At 69.2% G+C, this 2,549-nt stretch carries 2 protein-coding genes; both read right to left on the minus strand.

The features are described 5' to 3' along the window. Positions 1–39: 39 nt before the first annotated feature. Positions 40–1,026: a heparan-alpha-glucosaminide N-acetyltransferase gene (locus tag V7067_RS08320; RefSeq protein WP_334175426.1), complete on the minus strand. Its 987-nt coding sequence runs from the start codon at positions 1,024–1,026 to the stop codon at positions 40–42. A gap of 81 nt (positions 1,027–1,107) precedes the next feature. Beyond that, entirely contained in the window at positions 1,108–2,403 is a 1,296-nt protein-coding gene (locus tag V7067_RS08325) for a hemolysin family protein (protein WP_334175427.1), read from the minus strand. Positions 2,404–2,549 lie beyond the last annotated feature (146 nt).

The following is a 2,549-nucleotide window of genomic DNA, read 5'->3' on the forward strand; positions in this document are numbered from 1 at the left end:
GCCGCTCCGTTCCGGTCCGCCGGGCGGCTGCCGCCGGCGCTACTGCGGCACGACGAGGCGCTGTGCCACGCCCTGACATTGCCGCACGATGCCATCGACGGCCGCCTCGGCCGTGCTGCTGCTGCCCGCACCCCGCCACAGCCCGGCGCGGGTGAAGCCCTCTGCCGTGCAGTCGCAATAGGCCGTGCAGCGCGCCGCCTCGCCGCCGCTGGCGTGGCAGCTTTCCAGACAGCTCGTGCGATAGTTCGCGACCTGCGCCGGCGGTGTCACCCCCAGCCACAGCGCCAGTTGCAGGGCGCCGAACAGCAGCGGCTGGTGCACCAGATAGATGATGAGGGTATGCCGCCCGGCAAAGGCCGCCGCCCGCACCGGCCATCGCGTGCAGGAAAACGCCGCCAGCCGCTCCGTCAGCCCGCTGTCGGTCAGCACCCGGCCCGCCGCGATGCCGATGAGCATGACGCCGAACCACGGAAAGACCGGCACATAATCCATCGCAGCCGGCCGGTCATAGCCAAGCCCGGTCCACAGCAGCCAGCGCGGATCGAACAGATCCGAGCGGGCATAGACCGGTGCCACCAGAACCAGCACGCCGGCCAGCAGCGTCAGCGGCGGCGGCAGGCGCAGAAAGGCCAGCCCCGCCAGACTGCCGAAGGCGATGAGATGGAGAATGCCGAACCGCACCATCTCGTCCGGTACCGCGAAATAGGTACCGAGGCTGACCAGCCCGGCGGCCACCGCGATGGTGGCGAAGCGGCGCAGCACCACCGCGGGCCGGATGGCGCGCCTGTTGGCCAGCACCAGCGAGAGGCCGGCGATGAACAGGAAGGAAACCGCGATGGAGCGGGCAAACACCACCCAGCCGGTGGCCGAGGCCACCTGCCAGTCGGTGAAGCCGAAGAACGAGAGATCGAACGAGAAGTGATAGACGACCATGGCCGCCAGCGCCGCCGCGCGCAGCACGTCCAGCAGCTGAAGGCGGCCGCGCGGCGCCGGGGCGGCGGTGGCGGGCGGAGCGGTGTCGGTCATCGGTGTTCTCTTTTGTCTCGCGTCCGTGCAGCCGGCAGGCGGCGGGCACGACGAGCGCGCCCGGCCGCGAATGAGCGCCCGTCAGCTTTCGTCGGAAACCGGGCTCGCCAGCACCTTGTCGATGCGCCGGTTATCGAGGTCCACCACCTCGAAGCGCCAGCCCTTCCACAGGAAGCTCTCGCCCGCAGCGGGAATGCGGCGCATCTCGTTCAGCACGAAACCGGCGATGGTGGAGAACTCCTCGTCCTCGTTCATGCCCCTGAGGCCGAGGGTGCGTTCCACGTCGTCGATGGGCATGCGCCCGTCGAGCAGCCACGAGCCGTCGTGGCGCCGCACGGCATCGGGGTCCGGCTCGCCCTCGCCTTCCGGCAGGCTGCCGGCGATGGCGGAGAGAATGTCCGACGGCGTGACGATGCCTTCGATGGAGCCGTGCTCGTCCACCACCACGATGAGGTGGACATTGGCGGAGCGGAACTGGTCGAGCAGCTTCAGGATCGGCGTGCGATCGGCCACGAACACCGCGGGCCGGGCGACCGATTCAAGATCGAACGACCCGGTACGGCGCTGCTGTTCCAGCAGGTCCTTGGCGTGGACCACGCCGATCAGGTCTTCGATGTCGCCATGCGCAATCGGATAGCGCGAATGGCCGGAGGCACTGATTTCATCCATGACGACATCGGGTTCGTCATCGATGTCGAGCCAGATCACGTCCGGCCGGGCGACCATGATGGAGCGCACCGAACGGTCGGCAACGCGCAGCACGCCTTCCAGCATCTCGCGCTCGGCAGGCTGGAAAACGCCGGCCTCCGTGCCCTCCGCAATGAGGCTCTTCACCTCCTCTTCCGTCACGCGCGAGGCGCTGTCCGGCTTGACGCCGATGAGCCGCAGCACCGTTTCGGTGGACAGACGCAGCAGCACCACGATCGGCTTGCCGATGGCGGCAACGACCGTCATCGGCCCGGCGACGATGCAGGCGAAGCGCTCCGGATTGGTGAGCGCCAGCCGCTTCGGCACCAGTTCGCCGACGATCAGCGAGACATAGGCGAGCAGGAACACCACCACGGCGGAGGCAATGGCGCTGGCATGGGCGGCAAGGGCGGGAAACCGGCTGAGTTCCTCAGCCAGCGGCTGGGCGAACGACGATTCGCCGTAAGCACCCGACAGGATCGCCACCAGCGTGATGCCGATCTGCACGGCGGAGAGAAAGCCGGTCGGGTCTTCCGACAGCCGCAGCGCCGAGGCGGCACCGCGCCGGCCCTCGGTCACCATCTGCTGCAGACGGGCCCGGCGCGAGGAGACGACCGCCAGTTCCGACATCGCGAAGAACGCGTTGAGCAGGATCAGGCAGAGAACGACGATGAGTTGAACCCAGGGCATGCCGGTCACCCCGCCACGACAGTGCGGCCGCCCGCATCCGGCGCCCGCACGGGCAGGCGGAGCGGCAGGACGGCGACATCAGGGCCGGCGGGGCCGGCGGGCGGAGGTCGGTCGAACCCCAGATCGGGGCTTTCGGCCTCGGGTCC

This window comes from Pseudoxanthobacter sp. (assembly GCF_036822375.1).
Lineage (GTDB): Bacteria > Pseudomonadota > Alphaproteobacteria > Rhizobiales > Segnochrobactraceae > Pseudoxanthobacter.

Coding starts and splice junctions, on each gene's coding strand:
- V7067_RS08320 (WP_334175426.1), bottom strand. CDS start 1,026: ATGACCGACACCGCTCCGCCCGCCACCGCCGCCCCGGCGCCGCGCGGC.
- V7067_RS08325 (WP_334175427.1), bottom strand. CDS start 2,403: ATGCCCTGGGTTCAACTCATCGTCGTTCTCTGCCTGATCCTGCTCAAC.